Raw genomic sequence first — 26756 nt, forward strand, 5'->3', positions numbered from 1 at the left:
CAGCGATGCTGACCACCGCAATCAAGCTCCGGATCGTGGGGTTCCTGGTGCTCGGCGCCGTCGTCATGGCGTACATGGCCACCACCTACGCCGACCTCGGCCGCTACGTCGGACTGCGCGACCACTACCGGGTGCGCGCCGAACTGGCGGAGACCGGCGGACTGTTCACCGGCGCCAAGGTCACCTACCGGGGCGTGTCCGTGGGCCGGGTCGCCGGGATCGAGCTGACCGGCACCGGGGTCGAGGCCGAACTGCACATCGAGGACGACGCCCCGCGGGTGCCCGCCGACCTCACCGCCGAGGTCGCCTCCCTCTCCGCGGTCGGCGAGCAGTACCTCGACCTCCGGCCCACCAGCGCCACCGGCCCCTACCTCACCGACGGCTCCGTCATCCCCCGGGCCGCCACCAGCACGCCGCCGCCGGTCACCGACGCGATCAGCAGCCTGGACGACCTGGCGGCCTCGGTGAACCTGGACGCGCTGCGCACGGTCGTCGACGAACTGGGCCAGACGTTCGCCGGGCGCGGCGAGGACCTCCAGATCCTCCTCGACACCTCCAGCGCCTTCCTGGACTCCGCGCACGAGGCCCTGCCCGCCACCACCGCGCTGATCACCGACGCCGAGTCCGTCCTGCGCACCCAGAGCGAGGAGGGGGAGTCGCTGCGGGCCTTCGCGCGCGGCACCCGCGAACTGGCGGCGCAGCTCAAGGAGTCCGACCCCGACCTGAGACGGCTGATCGACCGGACACCCGGCGCCGTCACCCAGGTCAGCGCGCTCCTGCGGGACGTGGACCCGCACCTCAGCGTCGTCCTCGCCAACCTGACCACCACCTCCGAGGTGCTGCTCACCCGGCAGCGCGGAGTCGAGGAGCTGCTGGTGCAGGCGCCGAGGGCCGTCGCGGCCGCGGCCACCGCCGTGGACGGCGACGGGCTGCGCCTGGGCATGACCGTCACCTTCTTCGCCCCGCTGCCCTGCACCGACGGATACGGCGGCACCGTGTACCGCAACGGCCTGGACACCTCGAAGGCGCCCCCGCTGAACACCGCCGCCCGCTGCACCGCGCCGCCCGGCAGCGGCCAGAACGTGCGCGGCTCGGCCAACGCCCCCAGCGGCGGCCCGCTGCCGGAACCCGCGATCCCCGGCGCCCTGGCCTCCCGCGACGACAGCGGCAGCGGCGGCGGGCCGGGCGGCGGCGGGCCGCGCACCGGCGAGTCCCCCCGCGACCTCGGCGGCCTGCTCGGTCTGGGAGACGGCCGATGAGGGCCCGGCGGCTCCTCATGCCGCTCGCCCTCCTCCTCGCCCTCGCCTTCTGCGCCGTCGCGGGCTGGACCGACTGGCGGGCCCGCGCCGACGACGACCTCGCCCACGCCCGCGCCCGCGACGCGGCCCTCGCCGACGGGCGCCGGCACATCGCCCGGCTGCACACCCTGGACGGCCGCGACGTCGAGGCGGGCCTCGCGGGCTGGCTGGCCGCCACCACCGGGCCGCTGCACGAGGAGCTGAAGCGCACCGGGGGCGAGAGCGGGGCGGTCCTGGAACAGGAGGGCACCACCGCGCGCGGCACCGTCACGGACGCCGCCGTCACCGCGCTGGACACCCGCACCGGGACCGCCGAGGTCATCGCCTCGGTACGGGTCGAACTGACCCCGCGGGGCCAGGAGCCCACCACCGACCGCAAGCGCTGCGAGGCCACGCTGACCCGCACCGCCGACGGCTGGAAGCTCACCACACTCACCGCCGTGCCCGTCGCGGCCGGCTGAACGCGGAAGGGAGGAACCCCCATGCCCAGCACCGCGCGGACCCCCGCGTCCGGCACCGGCACCGGCACGGACTCCGCCGGCGGCACCCCGCACGACGGCGGCAGCGGGGACGATGGCGAGCGGCGGGACGACGGGACGCCGGGCGCCCCGCCCCCCGCAGGGCACGGCCGCTCCGGCCGCCCGCGCCGCCTGCGCCGTCCGGTCGCCGTCATCGTGCTCCTCGCCCTCCTCGGGGCGGGCAGCGCGCTGTGGCTGCACGCCCGCGCCCTGACGGGCTCACCCGCGGCCGGCAACGGGGCGCTGACCCGGACCGCCGCCACCGACCGGGTCACCGGCGAGGTGAGCGACGCGCTCACCCGGGTCTTCTCCTACGGCCCCGGCACCCTCGACCGGACCGGGCAGGCGGCCGACGAGACGCTCGCGGGCACCGCCGCCAGGGAGTACCGGGCACTGTTCGCCCAGGTCGAGGAACGCGTCGCGGAACAGGAACTGAGCCTGGTCACCCGGGTGGTGCGCGTCGGTGTCAGCGAACTGACCGACGACCGCGCCACGCTGCTGGCCTTCCTCGACCAGACCGCCAGCCGCCCGGGCCAGGAACCCTCGGCCACCGGCGCCCAGCTCACCGTCGTCGCCGAACTGCGCGGCGACCGGTGGCGCATCACCGACATGACCCCGCGCTAGGCGCCGAGGAGGACCCCATGGCCCGGTTCACCCGAAACCCCCCGCTGGCCGCGGCGGCGGCCACCGCCGTCCTCGCGCTCGGCGGCGCGGGCCTGACAGGCTGGAACTGGTACGCCGCCGCGCACGACGACGCCCTCGCCTTCGCGCGGGGCCGCGACGACGTCGCCGCCGCCGGTGCCCAGGCCGTGCAGAACCTCAACACCCTCGACCACCGCGAGCTGACCGCGGGCTACGACACCTGGGAGGACTCCACCACCGGTGAGCTGCACGAGCAGCTCACCGACGGACGGGGGCAGTTCACCGAACGGGTGCGCGAGGCGCGCACGGTCACCACGGCCCGGGTGCTCTCCACCGCCGTGACCGAGCTGGACGACCGCGCCGGACGGGCCGCCGTCATGGTGGCGCTGCGCATCACCGTGACCGCGCCCGAACAGGAGCCCGCCGTCAAGGAGAGCCGCATGCTCGGCGAGCTGACCCGCACCCCGCAGGGCTGGAAACTCAGCGGCCTCAGCCAGGCGTCGCTGGGCGAGAGCGCCGGCCAGTGACCGAGGCGTCGGACGACGCGAGGAAGGACCGCACATGTCCACCACCCGCCACCTGGTGAACCGGCGCCGCCGCGCGGCCGCGGGTGCCCCCGGGCAGACCGCCGCCCGCGCCACGCTCGCCGACCAGGCCACCGCGGACGGGCCGCGGCGCCCGCGCCCGCGCACCGAACCGGCGCCCGCGCGCATCCGCGTCCGGCCCGTCCGCCGCGCCGGAGGCGACGGCCCGGCAGACGCCGCCACCCCGCCCCGTGCCCGGTGGCGGCTGCCCCTCGTGCTGGCCGTCCTCACCGTGCTGCTCGGCGGCTTCGCGGTGTACGCGCACACCGAGGCGTCCGCCCTGCGCGCCACCGCGGCCGCCCGCAACACCGCCCTCACCGACACGGCCCGCACCAGCGAGGTCAAGGGCAAGGTGAGCCAGGCCGTCGCGGACGTCTTCTCCTACGACCACACCCAGCCCGGCGCCACCGACACCGCCGCCCGCCAGGTGCTGACCGGCCGGGCCGTGGAACAGCACCGGACCCTGCTCGCCCAGGTCAGGGAGCAGGGCCCGGAGCAGAAGCTGCTGCTGACCACCACCGTCACGCACAGCGGCGTGGAGCTGATCGAGGACGACCGGGCCCGGGTGCTCGTCTTCGCCGACCAGCAGAGCACGCGCACCGGCCAGGACGGCGAGAGCACCTACGCCGCGGCCATGTTCGCCGTCGAGGCGCTGCACACCGGCGGCACCTGGAAGATCGCGCAGATCGACACCTTCGCCCGCTGACCGCCACCGCCGCCGGGCGTCCCGGAAAGAGACCGCCCACCCCGACGAGACCGGAGAAACGCACATGAACCGACGCATCACCAGCGCCGTCGCGCTGGCCGCCGCAGCCGTCCTCAGCGCCGCCGGCTGCTCCTCCTCCGAGGGCGGCGGAGGCGGCGGAGCCGGACCCGCCGGCGAACTCGTCACGTGGGCGGGCGACGTCTGCGGGCACCTCCACGACGGCGGCCGGCAGCTCACCATGCCCGAGGTCGACCCGGGCGACGCGCCCGCCGCCCGCGACAGCGCCGCGTCCTTCCTGGACGCGCTCTCCGGGCAGCTCGGCACCCTCGCGGAGAACCTCCGGAAGGAGGGACCGCCGCCGGTGTCCTCGGCCGAGGACACCTACGACGCGGCCATGAAGGCGCTCGCGGAGACCCGGAAGTCCGTCGAGAGCGCCCACACGACCCTGAGCCAGACCGAGGTCGAGGACCCCGAGTCGCTCCAGGACGCCTTCGCCGAGGCGGGCAGGAGCATGGGCCGGGCCGCCGCCTACGAGGGACCGGCCGAGGACTTGAGGAAGGACCCCGGGCTGAACGCCGCCTTCGAGGAGGCGCCCGCATGCCGGGAACTGGACCAGGACGCGTCACCGGCGCCGTCCGCCGGCTGAGAGGAGCCCCATGGACCGGGCCGACGAGTCCGCGGGCCCGGCCGGCCCGGGCGGACTCTCCCTTCCCGCCCGGGTCGTCGTGGCCGCCGGTGCCTGGCTCACCGGGGCCGTGGCCGCGGTGCACCTGGGCATGGTCTTCTTCCACGTCGCCCCGCCCAACGTCGTCAGCCGGGAGCACGACGACGTGATCGACGCGTGGATCCACCCCGAACTCGACCAGAACTGGAAGCTGTTCGCTCCCGAACCGCTGCACCAGACCGTCCGCGTCCACGCACGGGCGCGCGTGCGGGAGGACGACGGCACCCTCACCACGACGGGCTGGTACGACCTGTCCGCCCAGGACATCGCCGCCACCCGGGGCCATCCGCTGCCCAGCCACACCCGGCACCACCTGCGCAAGGGCTGGGGGGTGTTCAGCGACTCCCACGACGAGCGCCACCGTCCCGTCGGCCCGCGCGGATACCTGATGCGCGCCTACCTGGAGCGCATCGCGCTGGAACGGCTCGCCGACCTCACCCACCACGCCGACATCGAGCAGTTCCAGCTGCGCTCGGCCGCCACCCCCGTCCCGGCGCCGCCGTGGGAGGCGGACCGGAGCGCCACCACGACCCGCTACGACGAACTGCCCTGGTGGCCGGTGGCGGGCGCCGACCTCCCGGAGGGCAGCCGACCGTGACGACATCCGCCACCACCCCGCCGGCCCCCGCGCCCGTCCCCTTCGCACGCCGGGTGACCCGCACCGCGTTCGGGCGGCACCAGAGCGCCGCCGTCCGCATCGGCATCGCGGGCACCTGGCTGTTCTTCCTGCTGCGCGAGTGGCCGAACCGCGCCGAGCTGTACGGCCCCGACGGGCCGTGGAGCTTCGAGCTGGCCGAGCGGCTGACGCACGCCAGCGGCGCCTTCACCGTGCTGCTCTGGTCGGACAGCACCTGGTGGTTCGAGGCGTGCTACCACTTCGGCATCCTCACCGGCGCGGCCCTGCTGCTGGGCTGGCGCACCCGGACCGCGTCCGTACTGTTCATGATCGGCGTGCTGTCCCTCCAGAACCGCAGCGTCTACCTCGGCAACGGCGGGGACAACGTCATCCACCTCATGGCCGTCTACCTCGTCCTCACGCGCTGCGGCCGGGTGTGGTCGCTGGACTCCCGCCGTGCCCGGCGCGTCCCGCCGGGCACGGGCGCCGACGTCACCGGCCTCGTCCTGTGGACCGTACTCGGCGCGGCGCTCGCCGCCGCCACCTCGGGGCCGCTCACCCCCGGGTGGGCGCTGCTGCTGTGGGGCCTGTGGCTCGCGCAGGGCCTGTGGTGGGCGCTTGTCCGGTACGCGCCCGGGGAGCCCCGCGCCGTCGCCGACGCGCTGGCCAACGGCGTCCACAACGCGGCGCTGCTCGTCATCATGGCCGAGGTCTGCCTCATCTACGCGACGGCCGGCTGGTACAAGATCCAGGGCAGCCGCTGGCAGGACGGCACCGGTGCCTACTTCCCGCTCCAGGTGGACCACTTCAAGCCCTGGCCCGCCCTGACGGAGGCCGTCTCCAGCCACGCCCTGCTGATCCTGGCGATGACGTACCTGACGGTCATCGTGCAGGTGGGCTTCCCCTTCACGGTCTTCCACCGCCGCCTGAAGAACGCGCTGCTGGTCGTCATGATCGGGGAGCACCTGAGCATCGCCGTCCTCCTCGGCCTGCCGTTCTTCTCGCTGGCCATGATCGCGGTGGACGTCGTCTTCCTGCCGCACGGCTTCTTCCGCTGGTGTGAGAACCGCCTGGCGGACGCCCGTGTGGCGCTGCGCCGCCGCCGGGCCGCACCGGGCGGCGGCGGTGGCGGGGCTGACGCGGGTGGCGGTGACGCCGACGAGGACGCAGGCGCGGCGGAGGGGAAGGCACCGGCCGGGACACCGTCCGCCACGGCCGGGTGACGTGCCAGTCGGCGCGGCGGCAGGTGCCCCGGGAGCGGGCGGCGCCGGGTCGTGCCGTGGCGGGGAACGGAACGCAGGAAGGGCCCCGCCGTGCGGCGGGGCCCTTCCGGTGTCCGGCTCGGACGGACACGGGGGTGTGGATCAGTCCTTCAGCGCCAGGTTCAGGCTGATGGTGTTGCCCGGACCGGCGGTGACGCCGCTGATGATGTCGTTCAGCAGCCCGCAGCCCTTGAGGGGAGGCAGGGTGTAGGTGCCGGTCAGCGTACCGCCGCCGAACGGGTCGAAGCGGCCCTCGGAGGTGAGGTCGAGCTGGGCCGGGGTCTGCGTCTTGCAGTTCGCACCGCCGCCGATCGGCAGTCCGAAGATCTTCACCTTGGGCAGGATGACGTCGGTCTTGGCCTTCGCCGTCAGCGCGCCGGCGTTGGAGAGGGTGCCGGTCACCCGGTCCACGGGCGAGAACTTGATGTCCGCCGCGGCGGGCAGGAAGCCGAAGGCGGTGAAGTTGCCGCTGGTGTCCTCCAGCGACAGGTCGGCCTCGTACGACCCGGAGGCCAGGTCGAAGTCGGCGTCGATCGCGCCGTTCAGGCTGACGTCGCCGTTGGCGGCCTTGATGTGGGTGGTGCCGCTCAGGCCGTAGGCCAGCTCGATCGGGTCGCCGGGACCGGACCCGTCGTCCGCGCCGCCGTCGTCCGTGCCGCTGTCGTCGGCACCGGAGTCGTCAGCCCCGCTGTCGTCGGCGCCCGAGTCGTCGGCACCGGAGTCGTCAGCCCCGCTGTCGTCGGCGCCCGAGTCGTCCGCGCCCGAGTCGTCGGCGCCGCTGTCGTCGGCCCCGGAGTCGTCGGCCCCGGAGTCGTCCGCCCCGCCGTCGCCTCCGCCGGCCGGGGTGATCTCGAAGCTGTGCAGGACCTGGTTCTGGCCCGCCACCGGCACGCACGGGGACTCGAAGGTGCCGAGCCCGGTCTCGCTGCCGTCGGCGGTGCGCGGCGTCAGCGTCAGCAGCAGGTCGTTGACGGTGATGGTCGCGCTGCCCGGCTGCGAGAAGGTCAGCGGCGGGGTGCTGCCGCCGGCGTTGACGTCGAACGCGCCCGTCGCCGGGATGTCCGTCTTCTCCAGGTCGACCGGCACGTTGACCGGCAGGGTGGCCTCCGGCGTGTCGACCTCGGAGCTGGCGACACCGGTGCCTTCGAGGGTCTTGGCGCCGACCAGGTTCAGGCCCTGCGTCGCCGTCTCCGGGACCCTGGAGACCGTGTCGATCTGGAACGCGCCGGTGGACTCCCCGACGGGGATCTCCGCGGGCATGTCCGTGTTGATCGTGACCCGGACCTGCTGCTGCCCGATCAGGGGGAAGGGGCACTGGTAGTCGAGGGTCAGCGAAACGGGGACTGCCGAGGCGGACCCCGGGCCGGCGAAGGCGACCAGGCCACCGGCCGCCACGGCGGCTGCGACGCACGCGGCCCTGACCTTGCGCGAATTGCTCTTAGCTCGCATGAGCTACCTCTCGCATTGACGGAGAAAGAAAGACACGAGTTGCTGCTCGCCCGAGGGCGAGGACGGGAACCTCCCTGCCCGTGGACCGGGGACGGTGGCCGGACGTGAATGCCGGCGGTCACTCGGGGATGAGGCGGCCGGAACACCGCAGAGGAGTGGGGGTTTTCCGGGCTCCGGCGGAACCGGCCGAATCCCAATGTGTTACGGGCCGGAAACTACTCATCGGTATGTGACCGGGCAAGGGGTTCACCGGGAGAATCCGATCACGGTGGGATTTTTATCCCCGGGTGAGCACGGGTGAGGGCCCGTTCATCTCCCGCGGACCAACGCGCGCCGGACGTCTTCCCGCGCCGGGCGGCGCCGTTCGCTGTGCGCGGCTGACAGTCCCCGCGGGCCGTGTGCTCACCGCCGTGACAAACAATGCGCCAAGGGCTCCCGACTGCTTGGCCGGGCGTCCTACCCGTGCGTAGCTTACGGCTCCTGAAACCCATCCGATGGAGCGGGACGAGGAGTTCATGAAAGCCACAACGCAAGGACGCAGGACCAAGGCGGCCCTGGCCGCCGCGGTCGTCGCGGCGGCGGGCGCGATCGGCGTGGCAGGGGCCGGACCCGCCGCGGCGGTACCGGCGCAGCTGTCGCTCCAGTACAGCTGCCCCTTCCCGCTGATCGGCGTGCAGACGCTGCAGGTGGACATCTCGGCGGACATGCCCGCGACGATCGCCGTCGGGGAGGCGACGCCGGAGTTCGTGATCGACACGGTCTCGACCGTGCCGCCGACCGCCACCCAGGGACTGACCCTGGTCGGTGCGAAGACCATCGAGGGCTCCGCGGAGTCGGCCTCCACGGTGGACGCCCCGCAGGGCACGCTGGACGTCAAGGTCCCGGTCACGCTGGAGAAGACGGACATCCCGGCCTCGGGCGCGTTCACGATCGACGCCACGGGCAAGGCCCCGGCGCTGACCTTCTCGCAGCCCGGCACCGCGACGATCACCGTGAACGAGCTGGACCTGACGCTGAGCCCGCGGACGGCCGACGGCAGCGAGACCGGGCTCGGCACCTTCGACTCCGCCTGCACCCTGGTCCCGGGCCAGGACAACGTGCTGCACACCTTCGAGATCACCGGTGAGGGCTCCGGTGACGGGGGCGGTGACGACGGCGGTTCCGGTGACGGCGGCGGTGACGGCGGCGCGGGGGACGACGGCGGTGCGGGCGACGACGCCGGTTCCGGTGACGGCGGCGGGGACGACGCCGGTTCCGGCGCCGGCGGCACGGACGACGCGGGCTCCGGTGACGGCGGTCCCGGCGACGGCGGCGCGGGCGGCGACGGCGGTTCCGGTGACGACGCCGGTCCCGGCGACGGCGCCGCCGCCGCGGGTGGTTCGGACGGCTCCGGTTCCGGTGACGGCGGTGCGGCCGCCGGGGGCAACGACCCCGGCGCGCAGCTCGGCGGCGGCAAGGACGTGAGCGATGACCGGCAGCAGCTCGCGGTCACCGGTGCGGGCGGCGTCGGGGGCCTGCTGGCCGCCGCCGCTGCCATCATGGCCGGCGGCTTCGCGGCCTACCGCTACCTGCCGCGGCTGATCCGGCGGGGCCAGGTGTCCTGACACCCGCCCCACGTATGGGCCGTGGGCGCGCTCCGGATGACCGGCGCGCGTCCACGGCCTTTCCGCGTTCCGCCCCGCCGCCGGGGGAGGGGAAGCGGGCGGCGCCCGGCGGGCCGATTTCCGCCCCCCCAAACGCGCCGGGTTCTGCGCGCACCCGATAAAGGCACAGGCGGGCGTGCTCATTTTCCCACGAGGAAAACGGATGTTTTCCGGGGAATGTCCCCGGCCCCGGTTCCGGTCTTGACCTCCCGCTGCCGCGCTCGTTACGTTGCGGGAATTCCGGCCGTCCAGCCCTTTCCTTGTTTCCGGAGCGTGCGGTGACCGAAGCGCAGTTCTCGCGGAATGCCCTGTGTGCGCCCTCGTCCGGCACCGCCGCGCGCGGCGTCCACACAAGCGGCCGCCGCCCCACACCCGGCGGCGGGGCCGGCAGTCACCGGACGCGGCGCACCGTGCTGGAGGTGTCCACGTCCGCCATGCCGCACCTGCGGCACCACTGCCTGGTGCCGCAGCGCTCCGGCTGGCCGGACCTCGGCGACCGGCGTCCCGTCGTCCCCGCCGCGACCGTCGTCGCGCACCTGCTGGCCGCCGCCGAGCGGGCCGCCGCGGGGGCCCGCGCCGTCGGAGTGCGCCACCTGCTCACCGATCCCTGGATCGACGCGGTGCCGCAGTCCCGGGTCACCGTCGTCGCCGCCCCCGAGGGGCGCGACCGGATGGGCGTGGCCTTCGGCCCGTTCGCCCGCGCCTCGGTCGAGCTGGCCGGGCAGTACCCGCCGCCGCCCGACCCGTGGGACGTCCCCGCGCAGCGGCCGGAGTACGTGCTGCCCGCGGCGGCCGAGCTGTACGCCGGACGCTGGCTGACCCAGGGACCGGCGTACGCGGGCGTCACGGCGCTGCTGGGCGGCGGGCCGCGCCATCTCGCGGCGGCGGTGACCGTGCCCTGGGCCCCGGGCGGGCTGCTGGGGGCGGTGAGCCAGCTCATCGGCTGCCTCCTGCTCACCGCCGGCAGCGGGCGGACGGTGTCCGTGCCGGTACGGGTGCGCGGCATCCGGATGTTCGGACCGCCGCCGTGCGCGGGCACGGTCGCCGAGTGCCGGATCACCGTCGTCACCCTCACGGCCACCTCCGTGGTCGCCGACGCCCACCTCCTGGTGAACGGCGCCGTCTGGGCCCAGGTCACCGGCTGGCAGGAGCGGCGCCTGGCTGTCCCCGACACCCGGCTCGGCGGCGGCTACCCCGAGCGGAGCGCGCTGTCACGCCCGCAGCCCGGCGGCTGGGTGCTCATCCGGGACGCCTGGCCGGACCCGGCCTCGCGCGACCTGATCGTCCGCACCCAGCTCGGCGGCGCCGAGCGGGAGGAGTACGCCCGGCGGTCGCCGCACGGGCGGCGCCAGTGGCTGCTGGGCCGCATCGCCGCGAAGGACGCCGTGCGGCACTGGCTGTGGGCGCGCGGCGCGGGCCCCGTCTACCCCGCGGAGATCCGCGTCCGGCAGGACGCGGACGGGCGGCCCCGCGCCGTCGGGCTGCACGGCCGGGAGCTGCCCGCGCTCCACCTGGCCCTCGCCCACCGGGCGGACGCCGCCGTGGCCCTCGTGCGCGCCCAGGGCCCCGGCCCTGAGACCTGGCAGCGCCCCGGCATCGGCGTCGAGGAGATCTCCGAGCGGGCCGACCGGTTCCGCGGCGCCTGGGAACCGGGCGAGCGTGAGCTGCTGTCCGACGGGCGGGCGCCGGAGGGCCTGCCCGTGCGCGCCGCGCGTTTCCGCGCGGCCCGGCAGGCGGTGGCCGCCGCCGAGGGCACCCGGCTCCGCGAGGTGGCCGTCACCGCGACGGACGGCGACCACGCGGCCGTCACCTCCGGCGCCCGGACCCGGGACGTGCTCTGCGCCGAGGTGACCAGCCGCACCCCCGGCGCCCCGGGACGGCGCTACTCCGTCGCCTGGACGCCGAGCCCGGCCGAGGACGGGCACGCCCGCCCCTCCGGCCCCTGACCCCGTCCGGCCCCTGATCGCCCCCGGGCCCCTGACCCCGCGACCCGGCCCTCGCCGTGCCCGCGCCGTCGTCATGGCGGGCGCGGCCGCAGGGCCCTCCCGACCGCGCCCGACCACCGAAGGACTGACCTATGCGGTGCACCACGACCCGTCTGCTGTCCACAGCCGCCGCCCTCGCCCTGCTGGCCCCCGCCGGGCAGGCCCTGGCGGCTCCCGCCGCTCCCGCCGTCCCCGCACCCGGGCAGGCGCCCGGGGCGACGGCGGCCGGACCGGTGGAGGACGACTTCTACGTCCCGCCCTCGCCGCTGCCCGCCGGGGAGCCCGGCGACGTGATCCGGGCCCGTCCGGCGAAGGCCGGGCCGCCCGCGGCGCAGCGTCTCGCCGACGCCTGGCAGGTGATGTACCGGTCCACGGACGCGCTCGGGGAGCCGGCCGCGGTCACCGGCACGGTGCTGGTGCCCAGGGGACAGGACCCGGCCGCCATGCCCGTCGTGGGCCTGGGGCCGGGCACCCACGGCCCCGCCTTCCGGTGCGCGCCCTCCCGCATGATCGACGGCAGCATGTTCTACGAGCAGCCCGTCCTCAACGCCATGCTGGAACGCGGCTGGGCCGTGGCGGTCACCGACTACGGGGGCTACCAGCCGGCGACGCGGACGACGTACGTGGTGGGGCACGCCATGGGCCCCGCGCTCATCGACGCGGTGCGGGCCGCCCAGCGCCTGCCCGGGGCCGGGCTGTCCGAGGGGGCGAAGGTCGCCTTCCGCGGCTACTCCCAGGGCGGCGGCGCCGCGATGTGGGCCGGTCAGCTCCAGCCGGAGTACGCGCCCGAGCTGGACCTCGTCGGCGTGGTGGGCGGCGGCGTGCCCGCCGACCTGATCCAGGTGGCGCTGCCGCTGGAGGGCAGGCAGGGCTTCGGGCTGCTGGCCTACTCGCTCATCGGCCTGGACAACGCCTACCCGGAGCTGGAGCTGGACTCCTACCTGAACGACACCGGGCGCACGGTCTTCGCGGACATGGAGCGCGAGGACTGCACGGTCGAGCTGCTCCTCGACTACGCGGGCGACCGCTCCAGCACCTACCTGAGCAAGAGCCCGTTCCTGGAGCCGGAGTGGCTGGCCCGCGTCCAGGAGAACAAGCTCGGCGGCACGCCCATCGAGGTGCCGGTGCACCAGTACCACGCCACGGCGGACGAGCTGGTGGCCTACCGTCAGGCGGCGGCCCTGCGCGACGCGTACTGCGCCCAGGGCATGGACCTGACGTGGTCGGAGTACGGCACCGACCACATCACCGCGGTCCACCGGGGCAGCGCGACGGGCACGGCGTTCCTCGCCGACCGGTTCGCCGGACGACCGGCCGCCAGCGGCTGCTGAGCGGCCCGGGCGCGGCCCCGTGCCCGCACCCCGGCTCCGTCAGGACCCGGGGTGCGGGCGCGGGCCGCCCTGCTGCGGCAGCGCCGGCTGCCCGCGCAGTTCCAGGGCGCGCAGCACGCTCTCGGTGGCGAAGCGCTGGCTCAGGTCGCCCAGCCGGTGCCCGAAGGCGCGCTCCATCAGCCGCAGCCGGTAGCGGACGGTCTGCGGGTGCAGGTGCAGCACCTCGGCCATCTGAGCGGCGTTGCCCCGGGTGGCCAGCCAGGCCCGCAGTGTCTCCAGCAGCCGTTCGCGCCGGGCGTCGGACAGCTCGGTGAGCGGGGCGAGCTGGCGCCGGGCGAGCTGGTCGGTCAGCGCGGTGTCGGCGGTGAGCCACAGCGTGAGCAGGTGGTCGTCGCAGAAGGTCACCGGGTTCTTCGGGATGGCGCCGGACTCCACCAGGGTGAGCGCCTGGCGGGCCCAGCGCAGCGACTGCGCGGCCTGGGCGACGGGCACCGTCAGCCCCACTGCGGCCCGGATGTCGGTGGGCGCGGCCTCCAGCACCGCCCTGCGGTCCTCGTGCACCGGTCCGGGCACCAGCACGTGCGGCTGCGGGTCGGCGAGGTCGGCCAGGACGTCGCTGCCGAGGACGCCCCGCGGCGGGGTCGCGTGCGGGCTCAGCGCGACGAGCGTCACCTCGTCCGGCAGCGGCCAGCGGGCCAGTTCGGCGAGCTGGCTGAGCCGGGCGTGCGGCACGGCGGGCCCGGCCAGGATGAGCCGCAGCAGGCGGCGGCGCAGCCCCTCCTGGCCGCCGCCCATCTCGGCCCTGGCCTCCGCGTAGCCCTCCCGGGAGACCGTGATCAGCTCCTCGACGTAGCCGAACAGCGCGTCGGCGAAGGCGAGCAGCACGGCGGGGGACAGGCGGTGCCTGCGGCCCAGGGCGCGGGCCCGGCGCAGCGCCACCCGGGCGCCGACGCGGAAGGCCGTCTGGAGGTCGTCCAGCGTCCGGCCCTCGTACGCCTCGAAGCGCGCGATGCGGCGGCACAGCGCGTCCCGGCGCGCGGTGGAGGCCCCCGGCGCGTACACCCTGTCCACGAAGGAGGCGATGCTCAGTTCCACGCCGAGCCTGACGGCGCGCCCGTAGGGGCCGTCGAAGTAGACGGCGTAGTGCGGGATGGTGCGTTTGATCTCCACGGCGATCTCCTGCCCGAGACCGGGGAGTTCGGAGCGCAGGGCGTCGGCCAGTTCTCTTGGGAGCGGTCCCAGCGATTCGTCCGCTGTCGTGGCCCGCGCACCTGCGGCGGCCCGTGGGGCACGCTCTGGGCGGCTCGGCGGTTGCATCGGCATAAGGCTCTTCCCCTCACCTCTGCCGTGCGGTGGCGCCGCCGGGCGGGCGGCGCCACCGCGCCGGTCAGCGAATGCCGCGGCCGGAGATGGACCGCGCGATGACCAGTCGCTGGATCTCGCTGGTCCCTTCGAAAATGGTGTAGATCTTGGCGTCCCGGTACATGCGCTCCACCGGGTGCTCCCGGCTGTAGCCGGCGCCGCCGAGCACCTGGACGGCCTTCCCGGTCGCACCGACGGCGAGTTCGCCCGCGCGCAGCTTGGACATCGAGCCCTGCGCCGCGGTGAACTCCTTCCCGTTGCGGGCCATCCAGGCGGCCTGCCAGATCAGCAGCCGCACGGCCTCGATCTCGGTGCGCACGTCGACCAGGGGGAACGCGATGGCCTGGTTGTCGATGATCGGCCGCCCGAAGGCGACGCGCTCTCCCGCGTACTCCAGGGCGTACTCGTAGGCGGCGCGGGCGATGCCGAGTGCCTGGGCGCCGACGGTGGGACGGCTGACCTCGAACGTCGCCATCGCCGCCTGCCCCTTGGCCGCGCGGCCCTCACGGGCGCCGGCCAGCCGCCGCTCCAGGCGCTCCCGGCCGCCCAGCAGGCAGCCGCCGGGCACCCGCACGTCGTCCAGGAAGACGTCCGCGGTGTGCGAGGCGCGCAGGCCCAGCTTCTTGATCTTGCGGTTGCCCTCCAGCCCCTTCGTGCCGGGCGGGACGATGAACGCGGCCTGGCCGCGGGCGCCGAGCTCCCGGTCGACGGAGGCCACCACCACGTGCACGTCGGCGATGCCGCCGTTGGTGATCCACGCCTTCTGTCCGCTGAGCACCCACTCGTCGCGGGCCTCGTCGTAGCGGGCCCGGGTGCGCATGGCGGACACGTCCGAGCCCGCCTCGGGCTCCGAGACGCAGAAGGCCGCCACCTTGGGGTCGTCCGCGTCGCCGAAGCACTGCGGCACCCATTCGGCGAGCTGGTCGGGGGTGCCGGCGGCGAAGATCCCGGCGACCGCCAGGGAGGTGCCGAACAGGGCCATGCCGATCCCGGCGTCGCCCCAGAACAGCTCCTCGTTGGCGATCTGGAGGGACAGCCCCGAGGGGTCGCCGAACATCTCGGCCAGCGACTCGAACCCGTACAGGCCGATCCTGGCGGCCTCCCGGATGACGGGCCAGGGGGTCTCCTCGCGCTCGTCCCACTCCGCCGCCGCCGGGCGCACGACCTCGGCGGCGAAGCCGTGGACCCAGTCGCGCAGGTCGCGCTGTTCCTCGGTGAGGTCGAGACAGAACCCGCTCATGCCTGTGCCTCCTGATCGAGCTGGTCACGCTGCACCCGGCTCACGCCTTGGGTATGTCGAACAGGCGGGTGAGCCCGGAGGCCATCCCGACGTCCCCGGCGACCTTGAGCTTACGGGTCATGAACATCGTGACGGGAGAGCCGTTGCCGGACACGAGCCTGAGGAACTCCGCGTCGCCCATGACGAGGGTGACCCGGGGCTCCGCCTCGGTGCGCCCGGCGCGGACGGTGCACGTCCCCGCGTCGATGGCCGTCTCGTAGACGGCCTCCGTCTCACCGGTGATCTTCCAGCGGATGAGCGCGGTGAGCGAGCCGGCGCTCTCCGGCCGGAACTGGCGCTCCATGCGGGCGAAGATCTCGCCGAGGGCCCGGGCGCGGAACTCGCCGCGCATGAGTTCCTCGATCTCTCCGGCGGTGAGCTGCTTCACGAGCTGGGCGAACTCCTCGGGGGAGACGGCCGCGAAGTCGAGACCGGCCAGCCTGCCGCCTGCGGTGTCAGTCATCAGCAGTTCCTTACTGCGTAGTAAGTTTACTGATCGGTAAGATTACGACAAGGTAGGTAGGCTGGCAAGGGTGACGGAGAAACGAAGGCGGCGGGTGCCCCGGCAGGTCCGGGAGCAGCAGATGATCGACGTGGCCATCCAGGTGTTCGCCAAGCGCGGTTACCACGCGGCCTCGGTGGACGAGATCGCCGAGCTGGCCGGGATCTCCAAGCCGATGGTGTACCTCTACCTGGACTCCAAGGAGGGACTGTTCGTCGCCTGCGTGCGGCGGGAGGCCGAGCGGCTGGCCGCGGCCTTCCAGGGCGCGGTGCGCGGCAAGGCCACCCCCGACATGCGGCTGCGGGCCGGGCTGGCCGCCTTCTTCGGCTTCGTCCACGAGCACCGGGACAGCTGGGTGGTGCTGCACCGGCAGGCGTCGGAGCTGACCGAGGCCATCGCGGCCGAGGTGACGCTCGCGCGGCGCATGGTGATGGCCGAGGTGGCCGGGCTGGTGCGCGACGGCATCGCCGAGAGCGCCAACCCGGCCGGACTCGGCGACGAGGACGCCGACTTCGTCGCCTCGGCCCTGGTGGGCGCGGCCGACTCGCTGACCGACTGGCTGGAGGCCCACCCGGACGAGTCCCCCGAACGCGTCACGCTGCGGCTGATGAACATGGCCTGGGTCGGGATGCGCAACGTGCTGGAGGGCGAGGTGTGGACGGCCGACGCGGACGCCGCCCCGGAGGCGGAGGACGCTCCCCCCGGGGGCGCCGCCCCGAGGGCGCGGGGCGCCGTCCCGGAGCCCGGGGGGCGGCCCGCGGCGGAGGCGTGAGCCGTCAGCTTGTCGGGGAGACCCGGCCGCGCAGGTGCTCCCGGCCGCCGTCCGCGGAGCGCAGGGCGAACTCCAGCCCCCCGTCCGCGTCGCCGGCCGAGGTGAACACCACCGGCGCGGGCAGCAGCACCGGCGCGCGGAAGGCGACCTCCGCCCGGCAGGCGTCCGGCAGTTCGCCCTCCAGCGCCGCGAGGCAGCGCGCCTTGGTCCACATGCCGTGGGCGATGGCGCGGGGGAAGCCGAACGCCCGGGCGGTCAGCGGGTGCAGGTGGATCGGGTTGCGGTCCCCGGAGACGGCGGCGTAGGCCCGTCCGGTGGCGGCGGGCACCTCCCACCGCTCGGTGCGCCCCCCGTGCTGCCCCTCGCCCGCGCGGTGCTCCTCCCGCGCGGACGCGGCGGCCTCCCGCTCCCCGGTGGCCGGGCCCCGGCGCAGGTAGGTGCTCGCCGACCGCCACACCGGGCCGTCGCCGTCCGACGCCTCGGCCACCATCTCGAACGCCGTCCCCCGGGGGTGCGGCACCGCCTCGCCGGTGCGCACCCGGTAGGTCAGCGTCTCGTCCGGCCGCAGCGGACGCAGCCGCTCCACCCGGTTGCCGACGTGGACCAGGCCCAGCAGCGGGTGGGGGAAGTCGCGGCGCGTCATCAGCGCCACCGCCAGCGGGAAGGCGACGAGGTGCGGATAGGTCAGGGGCAGCGGGCCGCCCCGGGCGAAACCGCAGACCTGCGCGTACCGGCGCAGCCGCCGGTCGTCGGCGCGGGCCCGCACCACCAGCTCCCGCCGGGGGAGCGGGCCGCCGCCGCGCCGGGGCAGCACCGCCCGCGCGTACAGCGGGGCCAGCGGCGGCACCGCGTCGAGCCGCCTGGTGTGCGGCGGGGGGCCGGCGGGCTGCGGCGCCGGGGAGGTGGGCCGGGACACCATGCCGCTCACGCTCCCAGCAGGGACTGGCCGCACACGCGCAGCACCTGCCCGCTGACGGCCGAACTGCCCGGTGAGGCGAAGTACGCGACGGCCTCCGCGACGTCCACCGGCTGCCCGCCCTGGGCGAGGCTGTTCATACGCCGCCCGGCCTCCCGGAGGAACAGCGGCACGGCCGCCGTCATCTGCGTCTCGATGAAGCCGGGGGCGACCGCGTTGACGGTGACGCCCCGCGCGGCCACCCGCGGCGCGAGCGCCTGCACCAGGCCGATCAGCCCCGCCTTGCTCGCCGCGTAGTTGGTCTGCCCGGCGTTCCCGGCGATGCCGCTGATCGAGGACGTGCACACGACGCGCCCGCCCCCGCGCAGGACCGGCTCGTCCCCGTCGAGCAGCGCCTCGGTCAGCCGTTCCACGGAGGTGAGGTTGACCGCCATCACGGCGTCCCAGCGGCCGGCGTCCATCCGCCCGAGCGTCTTGTCCCGGGTGACGCCCGCGTTGTGCACCACCACGTCCACCCCGCCGTGCCGCTCGCGCAGGTGCCCGGCCAGCACGGCCCCCGCGTCGGCGGCGGTGACGTCCAGCTCCAGCGCGCTGCCGGCGCAGCGCTGCGCCACACCGCGCAGCGCCGCGCCCTGCTGGGGGACGTCCAGGCACACCACGTGCGCCCCGTCCCTGGCCAGGGTCTGCGCCACCACGGCGCCGATGCCCCGGGAGGCGCCGGTCACCACGGCCACCCGGCCGTCCAGCGGGCGCTCCCAGTCGGCGGGCCCGGCGTCCGGCGCGGCCGGTCCGGTGACGCGCAGGGTCTGCCCGGAGACGTAGGCCGAACGCGCGGACAGGACGAAGCGCACCGTCGACTCCAGTGCCTGCTCGGCGCCGTGGCCGACGAGCAGCAGGTGCGCGGTCGACCCGCGCCGCAGCTCCTTGCCCGCCGACCGCGTGAAGCCCTCCAGCGCCCGCTGGGCGGCGGCCTCGGCCACGCCGCCGGCCTGCTCCGGCGGCGTGCCGAGGACCACGAGCCGTCCGCAGGGCGCCAGGGAGCGGACGCGTGGGTGGAGATAGGCGTGCAGTTCGCGCAGGCGCCCGCTGTCGGTGATGCCGGTGGCGTCGAAGACGAGGGCGGCCGGGCGGTCGCCGGTGCCCTCCTCGGTGCCGTCCTCGGTAACGGTGGCCCCGAGCCCGTCCAGGACGGCACGCAGCGGTTTCCGCACGCGCCCGCCCTCGGCGCCGCCGAGCGCGACGGGGCCCGCGGTGACGGGGCGGCCCGGCCGGTGCCGCTCCAGCGGCTCGGGGCGCGGCAGTCCGAGCTGCCGGGCAACGAAGGCGCCCGGCCCCCGGGCCGTCAGCCTTTGGTAGCGGTCGGCCATGGATTTTCTCCTTACGCACGAGTAAGTTTACCCAAGAGTAAGAAGTGGGTCCGCGGATCACAAGGAGTGCCGGACATGACATCTCCCGGGCGCCGCGTCGCCGTCGTCGGAGGCAACCGCATCCCGTTCGCACGGGCGGACGGCCCCTACGCCACCGCCGGGAACCAGGACATGCTGGGCGCGGCGCTGGCCGGTCTCGTCGAACGGCACGGCCTGGCCGGCCAGCGGCTGGGGGAGTTCGTCGCCGGTGCCGTCCTCAAGCACAGCCGGGACTTCAACCTCGCCCGCGAGGTCGTCCTCGGCAGCGCCCTGGACCACCGCACCCCGGCCTACGACATCCAGCAGGCCTGCGGCACCGGGCTGGAGGCCGTCATCCTCGTCGCCAACAAGATCGCCCTCGGGCAGATCGAGTGCGGCGTCGCCGGCGGCGTGGACACCGCGAGCGACGCCCCGCTCGGCGTCAACGACGACCTGCGCCGCATCCTGCTGGAAGCGCGCCGGGGCCGCACGCTGAGGCAGCGGATCGGCGCGTTCCGCGGGCTGCGCCCCCGTCACGCCGTCCCCGACATCCCGCGCAACGCCGAGCCGCGCACCGGCCTGTCCATGGGCGAGCACGCCGCCCGTACCGCGGCGCAGTGGGACATCGCCCGCGCCGATCAGGACGCCCTGGCCGCCACCAGCCACCAGCGCCTGTCCGCCGCCTACGACCGCGGCTTCTTCGACGACCTCCTCACCCCCTTCCGCGGCCTGGACCGCGACCAGAACCTCCGCCCGGACAGCACACCCGCCAAACTGGCCCGCCTGCGGCCCGTCTTCGGGACGGACCACCCCGGCGCCACCATGACCGCGGGCAACTCCACCCCGCTGACCGACGGCGCCGCCACCGTGCTGCTGGCCAGCGAGGAGTGGGCCGCCGCCCGCGGCCTGCCCGTCCTCGCCTGGTTCAGCCACTCCCGCACCGCCGCCGTCGACTTCGTCAGCGGAACCGACGGCCTGCTCATGGCGCCCGTCCACGCCGTGCCCGGCCTGCTGGACGCGGCCGGGCTCACCCTGGCCGACCTGGACCTCTACGAGATCCACGAGGCGTTCGCCTCCCAGGTGCTCGCCACCCTCGCCGCCTGGGAGGACCCGGCCTTCTGCGCGGAGCGCCTGGGCCGGGCGGTGCCGCTGGGCCCGGTGGACCGCGACCGGCTCAACGTCACCGGCTCCTCCCTCGCCGTCGGGCACCCCTTCGCGGCCACCGGCGGCCGCATCGTCGCCACGCTCGCCAAACTGCTCGACGAGCGGGTGCGGGAGCGCGGCGGCCCGGCCCGGGACGGCCAGGCCACCGCCCGCGGCCTGATCTCCGTCTGCGCCGCCGGGGGCCAGGGCGTCACGGCCCTCCTGGAGCGCTGACCCCCCCCGCACCGACCACCGGGCACCCCCGCCTTCCCGTGCCCTTCCCTCCCCGTGCCGCGAGCCGTGAACAGGAGCCGACCCATGGGCGTACGCAAGGATCTGAAGACAGCGCGGCGACGAGGCGACCTGGCCGCCCGCGTCTGCGTGGAAGTGATCCGCGAGAACGGAGTGGTGCGAGAGGCCCGCAGCGCACCCCTCGCCACCCCGCCGGTCTCCGGCAGCACCGCCGACATCCCCTTCGACAACGCGCGGGAGGCCCCGGACACCGTCGTCGTGCGGCGCAAGTCGGGTGACGCCTGGCTCCCGGTCACCGCGGCCGGGTTCGCCCGCGAGGTCACCGACGTGGCCAAGGGCCTGATCGCCGCCGGACTCGAACCCGGCGGCCGGGTCGCGGTGATGTCGCGCACCCGCTACGAGTGGGCCGTCCTCGACTTCGCCGTGTGGGCCGCGGGGGGCCAGAGCGTCCCCGTCTACCCGACCTCGTCAGCCGACCAGGTCGAGTGGATCCTGCGCGACTCCGGCGCCCGGTTCGCCGTAGTGGAGGACGCCGGCCACCGCGCCACCGCCCGCGCCGCGGCCGAGGGGCTCCCCGCGCGGCCGCGGGTGTGGCAGATCGAGGCCGGGGCACTGGCCGAACTCACCGCGCTGGGAGCGGACGTACCCGACGCGGAGGTGACGAAGCGGCGCGCCGCTCTCACCCCGGACACCATCGCCACGCTCTGCTACACCTCCGGCACCACGGGCCAGCCCAAGGGCTGCGTCATCACCCACGCCAACCTGCACGCCGAGGCGGCCAACACCGTCGAACTGCTGCACCCCGTCTTCGAGGCGGTCACCGGGCAGACGGCCTCCACCCTGCTGTTCCTGCCGCTCGCCCACATACTCGGCCGCACCATCCAGATCGCCTGCATGCTGGCGCGCATCGAGGTCGGTCACTGGCCGAGCATCAAACCCGACGAGCTGCGGCCCGAACTGCGCCGCTTCAGGCCCACGTTCGTCGTCGGCGTGCCCTACCTGTTCGAGAAGATCCACGACACCGGGCGGGCCACCGCCGAGAGGATGGGCCGGGGCACCTCCTTCGACCGCGCCGACGGCGTCGCCGTGCGGTTCGCCGAGGCGGTGCTCGGCGAGTTCCTGGGCACCGGGCGCAAACCGGGCGCCGGGCTCGCCCTGGCCTGGAAGCTGTACGACCTGCTCGTCTACCGCCGCGTGCGCGCCGAGCTGGGCGGACGGCTGCGCTACGCCATCAGCGGCGGCTCCCCGCTGGACCGGCGGCTCAACCTGTTCTTCCTCGCCTGCGGCATCGTCATCTACGAGGGCTACGGCCTCACCGAGACGACCGCCGCCGCCACCGTCATCCCCCCGCTCGGCCCGCGCCCGGGCACCGTGGGCCAGCCCGTGCCCGGCACCGCCGTGCGCATCGCCGACGACGGCGAGGTCCTCATCAAGGGCGGCATCGTCTCCAGCGCCTATTGGAACAACGAAGCGGCCACCCGGGCCGCGCTGACGGACGAGTGGTTCGCCACCGGCGACCTCGGGCGGCTGGACGAGGACGGCTACCTCCTCATCACCGGCCGCAAGAAGGACATCCTGGTCACCTCCGGCGGCAAGAACGTCTCCCCGAGCGTCCTGGAGGACCGGCTGCGCAGCCGTCCGCCCGTGGGCCAGTGCATCGTGGTCGGCGACAACCGGCCGTTCGTCGGCGCGCTGGTCACGCTCGAACCCGAGGCGCTGGAGCACTGGCTCGCCGTCCGCAAGCGTCCGAAGGACACCCCCTTCGCCGAGCTGCGCGAGGACCCCGAACTGCTGGCCGACGTGGGCAGCGCCGTCGCCTACGCCAACGAGGCCGTCTCCCGCGCCGAGTCCATCCGGGCGTTCCGCCTCGTGGAGGGCGAGTTCACCGAGGACAACGGCCTGCTGACGCCCTCCCTGAAGGTCAAGCGGCACGCCGTGGCCCAGGCGTACCAGGCGGAGATTGAGGCCCTCTACGGCGGTTAGCCCCCGGCGCGGGCGCTCTCAGGCGTGGTCGACGAGCCGCGCGTGCCCCTGGACGCGCGCGCAGTGCGCACAGCAGAAGAACCGCCCGTCCGACTCCACGCCGTGGCCCAGGATGCGGCACGCGCAGTTCTCGCAGATGGGGGCCATCCGCTGCGCGGCGCACTCCAGGCTGTCGAACACGTGGACGGCCCCGGCGGCGTGCACCTCGAAGGACATCTCGTAGTCGTTGCTGCACACTTCGCAGACGGCCATGACCAGCACTCCTCGTGGCTTGGGCAGGCGGCGGGCCGGCAGGCGCCCACCGCTGCCGCCCAGCATGGCCGCCGCGGCCGGGCCCGGACCCCGCGACGCGGCGGCTGCGCCCGACCGGCCGACGCCGGCCACCCGTCCGGGCGCGGCCGGTACCGCCGCCCGGACGCAGCCGCCGCGCGGGAGCGGTTGACTGGCCGCATGAGCTGTCTCTTCTGCGCCATCGCCGCCGGACGGGAACCGGCGCACCGGGTCTTCGGGGACGAGGTGGCGGTCGCGTTCCTGGACGTGCGGCCGCTGTTCCCCGGGCACGTGCTCGTCGTCCCGCGCGCCCACCACGCCACCCTGACCGACGTGCCGCCGGCGGACGTCGGCCCGCTGTTCGCCCGGGTGCGGCTCCTGGCGGGGGCCGTGGAGCGGGGCATGGCGGCGGCCGGCACGTTCGTCGCCGCCAACAACCGGGTCAGCCAGTCGGTCCCGCACCTCCACGTGCACGTCGTGCCGCGCAACCCGAAGGACGGCCTGCGCGGTTTCTTCTGGCCCCGCACCCGCTACGACGGCGACCGCGACGCCGAGGCGGCCGCGGACCGGGTCCGCGGCGCCCTGGCCGACATCCCGCCGGACGAGGAGCGGTAGCCCCCGCCGACGGGCGGACCCCGGTGCCTCCAGGGCTTCAACACGAGCCGCCGCCTGGCGGGTTGGCGGTGGCGCCGGGACCGGGGACGGACCTCCGGGGCCGACGGGCCCGGGCCGCGCACGCCAGGACGGGGCCGCGGGCCGGGCACGGTGAACCCGCCCCGGACGGTGGTGCTTTCACCCTGTGCACGCGGAGCGCGCCGGGTTCCGGATTCCGGTGCGAAGTATTGACGGCGGCGGGCCCGGCCGGTTGACTCACCGGCGTTGCCGGAACCGGTTCCGGCGGCGGTTCCGGCCAAGCTCCGCGCCCGTTGCGGCCCCCCGCCGGCGAGCCGTCGCCCGCGTTCCCGTGCCCGCCCCCGGTCCCACCCCAAGGAGCCGCAATGCCACGACCACGTGTGAGAAGGAGAGCGGGGACGGCGGTGGCCGCCGCCACCGCCGTGCTCGGCTCGCTGCTCGCCGGTGCGCTGCCCAGCGCCGCCGCCGAGGAGCCCGCGCCCGTGCCCATCGACCGGTTCGAGGGCGAGGTGCCCTTCGGCCAGCCGCCGGCCGACGCCCTCTTCACCTGGGGCGGCGACACCGACGACCACCCCGCGCTGGAGCTCGAGGCACGCGAGGACGCCCCCGAGGGCGAGAGCGTCCTCGCGGGCACCTACGACATCAGCGGCTGGGGCGGCTTCAGCCACGAGTTCGCCACCGACGAGCCCGCCCACGACTGGAGCGCCCACGAGGGCGTCCGCTTCTGGTGGTACGGCCAGAACACAGCGCCCCTGCCGCCCGGTTCGGGCAAGCGGGTGCACTTCGAGATCAAGGACGGCGGCACCGGCGGCGGGGCGTCGGAGCTGTGGACCACGTCCTTCACCGACGACTGGGAGGGCTGGCACCTCGTCGAGATCCCCTTCGCCGACTTCCACTACCGGGCCGACTACCAGCCCGTCGGAGGGATCGACCAGGTCCTCGGACTGGACGAGATGTGGGGCTACGCCCTGACGCTGCCGACCGGGGCACCCGGCGCCTTCGCCATGGACGGCGTGGAGCTGTACGGGGAGGCCGACCCGGGCCTCAACGTCCGGGTCGGCACCGGCGCGGCCGTCCACCCGGTGGACGAGGGCGGTACCGCCCGGGTGGACGTCTCCGTCGCCACCACCGGCTCCGTCCCGCTCGACGCCCCCGTCACGGTCGGCTACACCACCGAGGGCGGCACCGCCACGTCCGGCGAGGACTACACGCCCGTCTCCGGCACCCTCACCTTCCCGGCCGGCACGCCCTCGGGCGCGAGCCGCACCGTCACCGTCGCCACCTCCCGGGACCGTTCGGCGGAGGCCGCCGAGACCATCCCGCTGCGGCTCACCGTGACCGGCGCCCGGCCCCCGGCCGAGGACCCGCAGGTCGTCGTGAACGCCCACGGCCTGCCGTACCTCGACGCCAGGCTGCCGGTGGAGAAGCGCGTCGCCGACCTGCTCTCCCGCATGTCGCTGGAGGAGAAGGTCGGCCAGATGACCCAGGCCGAGCGGAACGCGCTGCGCTCCGGGGGCGACATCGCGCGCTACGCGCTGGGCTCGCTGCTCTCCGGCGGCGGCTCGGTGCCCACGCCCAACACGCCGCAGGCGTGGGCTGAGATGATCGACGCCTACCAGCTGCGCGCCCAGGCGACCCGCCACCAGATCCCGCTGGTCTACGGCGTGGACGCGGTGCACGGCCACAACAACGTCGTCGGGGCGACGATCATGCCGCACAACATCGGCCTCGGCGCGGGGCGCGACCCGCAGCTCGCGCGGAAGACGGCGGCGGTGACCGCCAAGGAGGTGCGCGCCACCGGCGTCCCGTGGAACTTCGCGCCGTGTGTGTGCGTCACCCGCGACGAGCGCTGGGGACGCTCCTACGAGGCGTTCGGTGAGGACCCGGCGCTGGTCAACGCCATGGCCACCGTCATCGACGGCATGCAGGGCAGGCGCGACGGCAGGGACCTGGACCGCAACGACAAGGTCCTCACCAGCGCCAAGCACTTCGTCGGCGACGGCGGCACCGAGTTCGGCTCGTCCACCACCGGTTCGTACACGATCGACCAGGGCGTCACGCGGGTCACCCGCGAGGAGCTGGAGGCGGTGCACCTCTCCCCGTTCGCCGAGGCGGTCGAGCGCGGCGCCGGGACGGTCATGCCGTCCTACTCGTCGCTGGACGTCATCGGTGACGGCCAGGGCCCGGTGAAGATGCACGCCCACGCCGAGATGATCAACGGCGTCCTCAAGGACCGCATGGGCTTCGAGGGCTTCGTGATCAGCGACTGGCAGGCCATCGACCAGATCCCCGGGGACTACCCGAGCGACGTGCGCACCTCCGTCAACGCCGGGGTGGACATGGTGATGGTCCCGACCGACTACCAGAACTTCACCAGTGTCCTCACGGACGAGGTCGGGGCCGGGCGCGTCAGCGAGGAGCGCGTCGACGACGCCGTGTCCCGCATCCTGACGCAGAAGTTCCGGCTGGGCCTGTTCGAGGAGCCCTACGCCGACACCACGCACCTGGACTCCATCGGTTCGTCCCGGCACCGCGCCGTGGCCCGCGAGGCCGCCGCCGCCTCCCAGGTGCTGCTGAAGAACGAGGGCGGCGTGCTGCCGCTGAAGCGTTCGCAGAAGGTGTACGTCGCCGGGTCCAACGCCGACGACATCGGCAACCAGGCCGGGGGCTGGACCATCAGCTGGCAGGGGGCCTCCGGGAACACCACCACCGGCACGACCATCCTCGACGGGATGCGCAAGGCCGCGCCGGACGCGGACATCGACTACTCCAGGGACGCCTCCGCGGCCACCGACGGGTACGACGTCGGTGTGGTGGTCGTCGGTGAGACGCCCTACGCCGAGGGCATCGGCGACGTCGGCAACGGGCACGACCTGGAGCTGTCGGACGCCGACCAGGCCGCGGTCGACACGGTCTGCGGCGCGATGAAGTGCGCGGTGCTCGTGGTCTCCGGGCGCCCGCAGCTCATCGGCGACCGCCTGCCCGGCATCGACGCGCTGGTCGCCTCCTGGCTGCCGGGCAGCGAGGGCGACGGCGTGGCCGACGTCCTGTACGGCGAGCGCCCCTTCACCGGGCAGCTCCCCGTCACGTGGCCGAAGTCCGAGGCGCAGCTCCCGGTCAACGTCGGCGACGCCGAGTACGCCCCGCAGTACCCCTACGGCTGGGGCCTGACCACGCTGGACCGCAAGCCCGCCGGCGGCGCGGTCACGCTCCGCGCCATCGGCCTGGTGGCCAAGGTGCTGGAGGCGGCCGGTCTCGGCGACTCCGAGCACGGCAGGGACCTGGTCGGCAGGGCCCGGGTGCTCGTCCAGGAGAAGATCGGGCAGGACGTCACCGCGGCGGTCGCCAAGCCGTTCGCGGAGGCGGACCACCTCCTGCTCACCGGTGACCTGACCGGGGCGGTCGCCAAGCTGACCGCCGCCTACCGGGCCGCCTGAGCGCGGCGGCCGGGGCGCCGGGCCTTCGGGCCCGCCGTCCCGGCCGCGGCCTCATCCGCGCGGC

Annotated in this window: 23 protein-coding genes; 16 read left to right on the forward strand and 7 right to left on the reverse strand. The window is 75.0% G+C overall.

Annotated elements, in window-relative coordinates:
* Positions 1-5: 5 nt before the first annotated feature.
* The 8 genes from V1J52_RS02445 to V1J52_RS02480 all read left to right on the forward strand — a co-directional run bounded on the left by V1J52_RS02445 (position 6) and on the right by V1J52_RS02480 (position 6311).
* Positions 6-1259 (forward strand): MCE family protein, encoded by a 1254-nt coding sequence (locus V1J52_RS02445; RefSeq protein ID WP_330137837.1) that lies wholly within the window; start codon positions 6-8, stop codon positions 1257-1259.
* The gene (locus V1J52_RS02450) at positions 1256-1759 is read left to right on the forward strand and encodes an Rv1363c family protein (RefSeq protein ID WP_330137838.1); all 504 of its coding nucleotides are present in this window, start codon (positions 1256-1258) and stop codon (positions 1757-1759) included. Before V1J52_RS02445 ends, V1J52_RS02450 begins: the two co-directional genes overlap by 4 nt.
* A 21-nt stretch (positions 1760-1780) precedes the next feature.
* Positions 1781-2440: a hypothetical protein gene (locus tag V1J52_RS02455; RefSeq protein WP_330137839.1), complete on the forward strand. Its 660-nt coding sequence runs from the start codon at positions 1781-1783 to the stop codon at positions 2438-2440.
* A 17-nt stretch (positions 2441-2457) separates the two neighbouring features.
* On the forward strand, positions 2458-2985 hold the full coding sequence (locus V1J52_RS02460; RefSeq protein WP_330137840.1) for an Rv1363c family protein: 528 nt from the start codon (positions 2458-2460) through the stop codon (positions 2983-2985).
* Between the two features lie 34 nt (positions 2986-3019).
* Positions 3020-3748 (forward strand): hypothetical protein, encoded by a 729-nt coding sequence (locus V1J52_RS02465; protein WP_330137841.1) that lies wholly within the window; start codon positions 3020-3022, stop codon positions 3746-3748.
* A 64-nt stretch (positions 3749-3812) separates the two neighbouring features.
* Positions 3813-4394 (forward strand): hypothetical protein, encoded by a 582-nt coding sequence (locus V1J52_RS02470; protein ID WP_330137842.1) that lies wholly within the window; start codon positions 3813-3815, stop codon positions 4392-4394.
* A 10-nt stretch (positions 4395-4404) separates the two neighbouring features.
* Entirely contained in the window at positions 4405-5070 is a 666-nt protein-coding gene (locus V1J52_RS02475) for a DUF5819 family protein (protein WP_330137843.1), read from the forward strand.
* Positions 5067-6311, forward strand: a complete 1245-nt coding sequence (locus V1J52_RS02480; RefSeq protein WP_330137844.1) for an HTTM domain-containing protein — start codon at positions 5067-5069, stop codon at positions 6309-6311. The genes V1J52_RS02475 and V1J52_RS02480 overlap by 4 nt, the downstream gene beginning before the upstream one ends.
* A 141-nt stretch (positions 6312-6452) precedes the next feature.
* On the opposite strand, the gene V1J52_RS02485 is transcribed toward V1J52_RS02480, so the two are convergent.
* The gene (locus V1J52_RS02485) at positions 6453-7799 is read right to left on the reverse strand and encodes a DUF6801 domain-containing protein (RefSeq protein ID WP_330137845.1); all 1347 of its coding nucleotides are present in this window, start codon (positions 7797-7799) and stop codon (positions 6453-6455) included.
* A 515-nt stretch (positions 7800-8314) separates the two neighbouring features.
* Between V1J52_RS02485 and V1J52_RS02490 the strand changes: the two genes are divergently transcribed.
* The 3 genes from V1J52_RS02490 (at position 8315) to V1J52_RS02500 (ending at position 12758) form a co-directional block, all read left to right on the forward strand.
* Positions 8315-9403 (forward strand): DUF6801 domain-containing protein, encoded by a 1089-nt coding sequence (locus V1J52_RS02490; RefSeq protein ID WP_330137846.1) that lies wholly within the window; start codon positions 8315-8317, stop codon positions 9401-9403.
* A 458-nt stretch (positions 9404-9861) separates the two neighbouring features.
* Complete coding sequence (locus V1J52_RS02495; RefSeq protein WP_330137847.1) at positions 9862-11388, forward strand: hypothetical protein; 1527 nt, start codon at positions 9862-9864, stop codon at positions 11386-11388.
* A 131-nt stretch (positions 11389-11519) separates the two neighbouring features.
* Positions 11520-12758 (forward strand): lipase family protein, encoded by a 1239-nt coding sequence (locus V1J52_RS02500; protein ID WP_330137848.1) that lies wholly within the window; start codon positions 11520-11522, stop codon positions 12756-12758.
* 39 nt (positions 12759-12797) lie between these two features.
* On the opposite strand, the gene V1J52_RS02505 is transcribed toward V1J52_RS02500, so the two are convergent.
* The 3 genes from V1J52_RS02505 to V1J52_RS02515 all read right to left on the reverse strand — a co-directional run bounded on the left by V1J52_RS02505 (position 12798) and on the right by V1J52_RS02515 (position 15862).
* On the reverse strand, positions 12798-14075 hold the full coding sequence (locus V1J52_RS02505) for a PucR family transcriptional regulator (RefSeq protein ID WP_330137849.1): 1278 nt from the start codon (positions 14073-14075) through the stop codon (positions 12798-12800).
* Positions 14076-14145: 70 nt separating this feature from the next.
* Positions 14146-15360 (reverse strand): acyl-CoA dehydrogenase family protein, encoded by a 1215-nt coding sequence (locus V1J52_RS02510; RefSeq protein WP_330137850.1) that lies wholly within the window; start codon positions 15358-15360, stop codon positions 14146-14148.
* Positions 15361-15400: 40 nt separating this feature from the next.
* Positions 15401-15862 (reverse strand): SCP2 sterol-binding domain-containing protein, encoded by a 462-nt coding sequence (locus V1J52_RS02515; RefSeq protein ID WP_330137851.1) that lies wholly within the window; start codon positions 15860-15862, stop codon positions 15401-15403.
* Positions 15863-15932: 70 nt separating this feature from the next.
* On the opposite strand from V1J52_RS02515, the gene V1J52_RS02520 reads away from it, so the two are divergent.
* Positions 15933-16673, forward strand: coding sequence for a TetR/AcrR family transcriptional regulator (locus tag V1J52_RS02520; RefSeq protein WP_330137852.1), 741 nt, complete (start codon positions 15933-15935; stop codon positions 16671-16673).
* Positions 16674-16677: 4 nt separating this feature from the next.
* Here the strand turns inward: V1J52_RS02520 and V1J52_RS02525 are convergent, their stop codons facing one another.
* Both V1J52_RS02525 and V1J52_RS02530 read right to left on the reverse strand, forming a co-directional pair.
* Positions 16678-17592: a MaoC family dehydratase gene (locus V1J52_RS02525; RefSeq protein ID WP_330137853.1), complete on the reverse strand. Its 915-nt coding sequence runs from the start codon at positions 17590-17592 to the stop codon at positions 16678-16680.
* Between the two features lie 5 nt (positions 17593-17597).
* Complete coding sequence (locus tag V1J52_RS02530) at positions 17598-18956, reverse strand: 3-oxoacyl-ACP reductase (RefSeq protein WP_330137854.1); 1359 nt, start codon at positions 18954-18956, stop codon at positions 17598-17600.
* A 75-nt stretch (positions 18957-19031) separates the two neighbouring features.
* Between V1J52_RS02530 and V1J52_RS02535 the strand changes: the two genes are divergently transcribed.
* Entirely contained in the window at positions 19032-20351 is a 1320-nt protein-coding gene (locus V1J52_RS02535) for an acetyl-CoA C-acetyltransferase (RefSeq protein ID WP_330137855.1), read from the forward strand.
* A gap of 84 nt (positions 20352-20435) precedes the next feature.
* Positions 20436-22352: an AMP-dependent synthetase/ligase gene (locus tag V1J52_RS02540; RefSeq protein WP_330137856.1), complete on the forward strand. Its 1917-nt coding sequence runs from the start codon at positions 20436-20438 to the stop codon at positions 22350-22352.
* 18 nt (positions 22353-22370) lie between these two features.
* On the opposite strand, the gene V1J52_RS02545 is transcribed toward V1J52_RS02540, so the two are convergent.
* Positions 22371-22604, reverse strand: a complete 234-nt coding sequence (locus V1J52_RS02545; RefSeq protein WP_330137857.1) for a metallothionein — start codon at positions 22602-22604, stop codon at positions 22371-22373.
* A gap of 198 nt (positions 22605-22802) precedes the next feature.
* Here V1J52_RS02545 and V1J52_RS02550 point away from each other — a divergent pair, with 198 nt between their 5' ends.
* Positions 22803-23237 carry an HIT family protein gene (locus V1J52_RS02550; RefSeq protein WP_330137858.1) on the forward strand — a complete coding sequence of 145 codons (435 nt, stop codon included), beginning with the start codon at positions 22803-22805 and terminating at the stop codon, positions 23235-23237.
* A 383-nt stretch (positions 23238-23620) separates the two neighbouring features.
* Positions 23621-26692, forward strand: coding sequence for a glycoside hydrolase family 3 N-terminal domain-containing protein (locus V1J52_RS02555; RefSeq protein ID WP_330137859.1), 3072 nt, complete (start codon positions 23621-23623; stop codon positions 26690-26692).
* The last annotated feature ends 64 nt before the right edge of the window (positions 26693-26756 follow it).

It is taken from the genome of Streptomyces solitudinis, from assembly GCF_036323765.1.
GTDB lineage: Bacteria > Actinomycetota > Actinomycetes > Streptomycetales > Streptomycetaceae > Streptomyces.

Coding starts and splice junctions, on each gene's coding strand:
- V1J52_RS02525 (WP_330137853.1), bottom strand. CDS start 17,592: ATGGTGTCCCGGCCCACCTCCCCGGCGCCGCAGCCCGCCGGCCCCCCG.
- V1J52_RS02530 (WP_330137854.1), bottom strand. CDS start 18,956: ATGGCCGACCGCTACCAAAGGCTGACGGCCCGGGGGCCGGGCGCCTTC.
- V1J52_RS02445 (WP_330137837.1), top strand. CDS start 6: ATGCTGACCACCGCAATCAAGCTCCGGATCGTGGGGTTCCTGGTGCTC.
- V1J52_RS02475 (WP_330137843.1), top strand. CDS start 4,405: ATGGACCGGGCCGACGAGTCCGCGGGCCCGGCCGGCCCGGGCGGACTC.
- V1J52_RS02510 (WP_330137850.1), bottom strand. CDS start 15,360: ATGAGCGGGTTCTGTCTCGACCTCACCGAGGAACAGCGCGACCTGCGC.
- V1J52_RS02540 (WP_330137856.1), top strand. CDS start 20,436: ATGGGCGTACGCAAGGATCTGAAGACAGCGCGGCGACGAGGCGACCTG.
- V1J52_RS02470 (WP_330137842.1), top strand. CDS start 3,813: ATGAACCGACGCATCACCAGCGCCGTCGCGCTGGCCGCCGCAGCCGTC.
- V1J52_RS02460 (WP_330137840.1), top strand. CDS start 2,458: ATGGCCCGGTTCACCCGAAACCCCCCGCTGGCCGCGGCGGCGGCCACC.
- V1J52_RS02450 (WP_330137838.1), top strand. CDS start 1,256: ATGAGGGCCCGGCGGCTCCTCATGCCGCTCGCCCTCCTCCTCGCCCTC.
- V1J52_RS02550 (WP_330137858.1), top strand. CDS start 22,803: ATGAGCTGTCTCTTCTGCGCCATCGCCGCCGGACGGGAACCGGCGCAC.
- V1J52_RS02535 (WP_330137855.1), top strand. CDS start 19,032: ATGACATCTCCCGGGCGCCGCGTCGCCGTCGTCGGAGGCAACCGCATC.
- V1J52_RS02490 (WP_330137846.1), top strand. CDS start 8,315: ATGAAAGCCACAACGCAAGGACGCAGGACCAAGGCGGCCCTGGCCGCC.
- V1J52_RS02500 (WP_330137848.1), top strand. CDS start 11,520: ATGCGGTGCACCACGACCCGTCTGCTGTCCACAGCCGCCGCCCTCGCC.
- V1J52_RS02505 (WP_330137849.1), bottom strand. CDS start 14,075: ATGCAACCGCCGAGCCGCCCAGAGCGTGCCCCACGGGCCGCCGCAGGT.
- V1J52_RS02515 (WP_330137851.1), bottom strand. CDS start 15,862: ATGACTGACACCGCAGGCGGCAGGCTGGCCGGTCTCGACTTCGCGGCC.
- V1J52_RS02485 (WP_330137845.1), bottom strand. CDS start 7,799: ATGCGAGCTAAGAGCAATTCGCGCAAGGTCAGGGCCGCGTGCGTCGCA.
- V1J52_RS02465 (WP_330137841.1), top strand. CDS start 3,020: ATGTCCACCACCCGCCACCTGGTGAACCGGCGCCGCCGCGCGGCCGCG.
- V1J52_RS02555 (WP_330137859.1), top strand. CDS start 23,621: ATGCCACGACCACGTGTGAGAAGGAGAGCGGGGACGGCGGTGGCCGCC.
- V1J52_RS02545 (WP_330137857.1), bottom strand. CDS start 22,604: ATGGCCGTCTGCGAAGTGTGCAGCAACGACTACGAGATGTCCTTCGAG.
- V1J52_RS02455 (WP_330137839.1), top strand. CDS start 1,781: ATGCCCAGCACCGCGCGGACCCCCGCGTCCGGCACCGGCACCGGCACG.